At 68.3% G+C, this 2,268-nt stretch carries 4 protein-coding genes; all 4 read left to right on the top strand.

The genetic code is table 11. The features are described 5' to 3' along the window. On the top strand, window positions 1–783 hold a 783-nt coding region (locus tag AB1609_21785), incomplete at its 5' end, for a hypothetical protein (GenBank protein MEW6049066.1). Continuing rightward, the gene (locus AB1609_21780; protein ID MEW6049065.1) at window positions 777–1,238 is read left to right on the top strand and encodes an SLOG family protein; all 462 of its coding nucleotides are present in this window, start codon (window positions 777–779) and stop codon (window positions 1,236–1,238) included. The genes AB1609_21785 and AB1609_21780, both read left to right, overlap by 7 nt. Before the next feature lie 55 nt (window positions 1,239–1,293). Then, entirely contained in the window at window positions 1,294–1,638 is a 345-nt protein-coding gene (locus AB1609_21775; protein MEW6049064.1) for a hypothetical protein, read from the top strand. Between the two features lie 4 nt (window positions 1,639–1,642). Continuing rightward, the gene (locus tag AB1609_21770; protein MEW6049063.1) at window positions 1,643–2,098 is read left to right on the top strand and encodes a hypothetical protein; all 456 of its coding nucleotides are present in this window, start codon (window positions 1,643–1,645) and stop codon (window positions 2,096–2,098) included. Window positions 2,099–2,268 lie beyond the last annotated feature (170 nt).

Here is a 2,268-nt window from a genome sequence, read left to right as displayed (position 1 = left end):
GTGTGTTTTGCAGATATAGAAGAGGCCCGGGCAGCATTCGCCTTGGGTGACGGCATCGTGTTCCGCTGCGCCGCCTGCGGCCGGGACCACTCCGCGTCGGGAGGGGGTTGGGTTCCGTGCGCGCGCACGGTGGCGAAGGAGTGGGGGATGAAGCGGGATCTCCCCGTCCCGGAAGCCGAGGCGGAGGTTTGGGATCTAGCCGACCCGGTGGCGGCAGCCCTGCACGACCGCGCGTTTGATGAGTGCCTGAAAAAGGTCCGTGCAAGCGCACCTGAACCCCGTGGTGCCGCGCTGGTGCCCAGCTGGCCGGCGGTGCTAGCGCTGATCCCACCGGAGATGATCTTAGCCCTGACCAACACCTGGGACCGCTGGTGGGATTCCCTGGTAGGGCCGTGGCTGGGAGCGGTCTCAGGATCGCTGGCTGGCTTCTGGCACGCGAGGATGCCCGGACCGGTGCCCAGGTCCGTGAAGGTGGGCTGGGATCACCCGTTGTGGCAGGCACTGTGCGGCAGAGACGTCCTGCTGCGCAAGCACGAGCCCCGCGACGCCGTGCTCATGGGCCGGCACGCCTGCGCGTTCCGGACGCAAAAGCGAGCGGACTGGGACTGGCGGGAAAAGTACTCCGTGCTTCAGGTGCACTTTTACGCCGGACTCCGGGTGGCTATTTGGGTCCACAGCAACGCGGTGGCGAAAGGCGTGGCCCGCGATGCCGAGTGGGCGCTCCGGATCGCCGACCGGCAGCGGCCGCCGGCTGGCCGAAAACGGGAGGAAGAGGCGTGCTGACCGCCTGTGTCACCGGCCACCGCCGTCTGGGCGACCCCGAGCAGGTGAGGCACGTGCTGGCTGCCGCTCTCGACCGGGCTCTGACGGAAGGGTACACCGTCTGGTACGTAGGCATGGCCTTGGGCGCGGACCAGATGGCGGCGGAACTCCTGCTCGGGAAGGCCCGCCGGGTGGTGGCGGTGATCCCGTGCGACGACTACGACCGGCTTTGGCCTGCATCCGTGCGGCGCAGGTACCGTTGTCTGCTCGCCCGGGCGGACGAGGTGGTAGTGTACCCGGGAGGGCCCTACGCCCCCTGGAAGCCCCATGCCCGCAACCGGTGGATGGTCGACCGGTCGGGCCTGGTGGTTGCTGTTTGGGACGGCAGGCGCACGGGCGGCACGTACGGGACGGTGGGGTATGCTCGCGCCCGGGGTGTCCCCGTGCGGGTAGTTTGGCCGGGGAAGCAGAGTTGAGACCGCGCGCCGCCCGAACTCGCGGGTTGAGGCGGGGATGGAGGTGCAAGGACAGATGGACAGGGCGGAGGCCGGGCGCGTGCGAGCCATGTTGGGCGACCTGTACACCAGGATCACAGAGCTGTCCCGCAAGGCCAGACTGTTGGACAACGTCCACCGCGATCTCGCGGCGCTAGATCCTCACAGGGCCCTCGAGCAACTGATGAAATCAGAGGAGTTCAACCAGGAGGTCACGGAGACGGTGTCTTTCGGTTGCTTCGCGCTGGCACTGTGGGGCTATTACTGTCCCTCGTGCTACCTGGTCCTGGACCCGCGCCGCCCGTGGACGGGCCGTTGCCCGGCGTGCGGCGGTGCCGTACCCAGACCGGCGCTTGAGAAACTGGCGGGGGAGGAGGGCTGAAAGCATGGGTTTCACGGGCGTGGTGGTAACCACGCTGCCCTTCGTCCCGCGGGACGAGGAGGCTTTCCGGGCGGAACTGGCGCGGCTGGGCATCCCGAGCGTTGAGGAAGATCCTTCGTGCTCGGGGCTGGTCTGGCAGAAGCGAGAGAACGGCTACTGGTTCGGAGGCCGCGTGCTGACGCTGGACGTGGAAGTGCCGGATGACGTGGACCCCTCTGGCGCGGTCGACCTGGTCGAGGTGCTGCAGGAGCACATCAAGCCCGGAACGGTCTTCGCGTGCGAGTCCGTCGCGCACGAGGGCCTGTCCTCGGTCAGCGCCTGGGTCTGTGTGGTTACCGAAGACAAGGTCCTGCAGGGCGAGTTGGAAGGCATCGCCGCAGCACTCCTCAGCGTGGCGAAGTCCGCACCTGCCGGGTGCCGCTCCCAGGGTGAGCGGCGGTTCGGGTGTGGCCGCTGTTGAAGACGGGGAGACAGCCGGACCCGGAGGTCCGGGGCCCGGCTCCCCGTGAGGGGGTATTGATCGATGAGGAAAGCCGTAGTGGTCTTGAAGGCGCTGCTTGCCGGCCAGAGGGTGGTCCTCGACGGCCGGACGTGCGTCCTGGAAGACGGCCGGCTCTGGGTGGTGGCCAC

This window comes from Bacillota bacterium, from assembly GCA_040754675.1.
Lineage (GTDB): Bacteria > Bacillota > Limnochordia > Limnochordales > Geochordaceae > Geochorda.
Note: the sequence above shows the minus strand (reverse complement) of the source record. Positions and strands in the feature narration are given on the sequence as shown.

Excerpts from the sequence above, each read along its gene's own strand:
- AB1609_21775 (MEW6049064.1), top strand. The coding sequence starts at position 1,294 with ATGGACAGGGCGGAGGCCGGGCGCGTGCGAGCCATGTTGGGCGACCTG.
- AB1609_21770 (MEW6049063.1), top strand. The coding sequence starts at position 1,643 with ATGGGTTTCACGGGCGTGGTGGTAACCACGCTGCCCTTCGTCCCGCGG.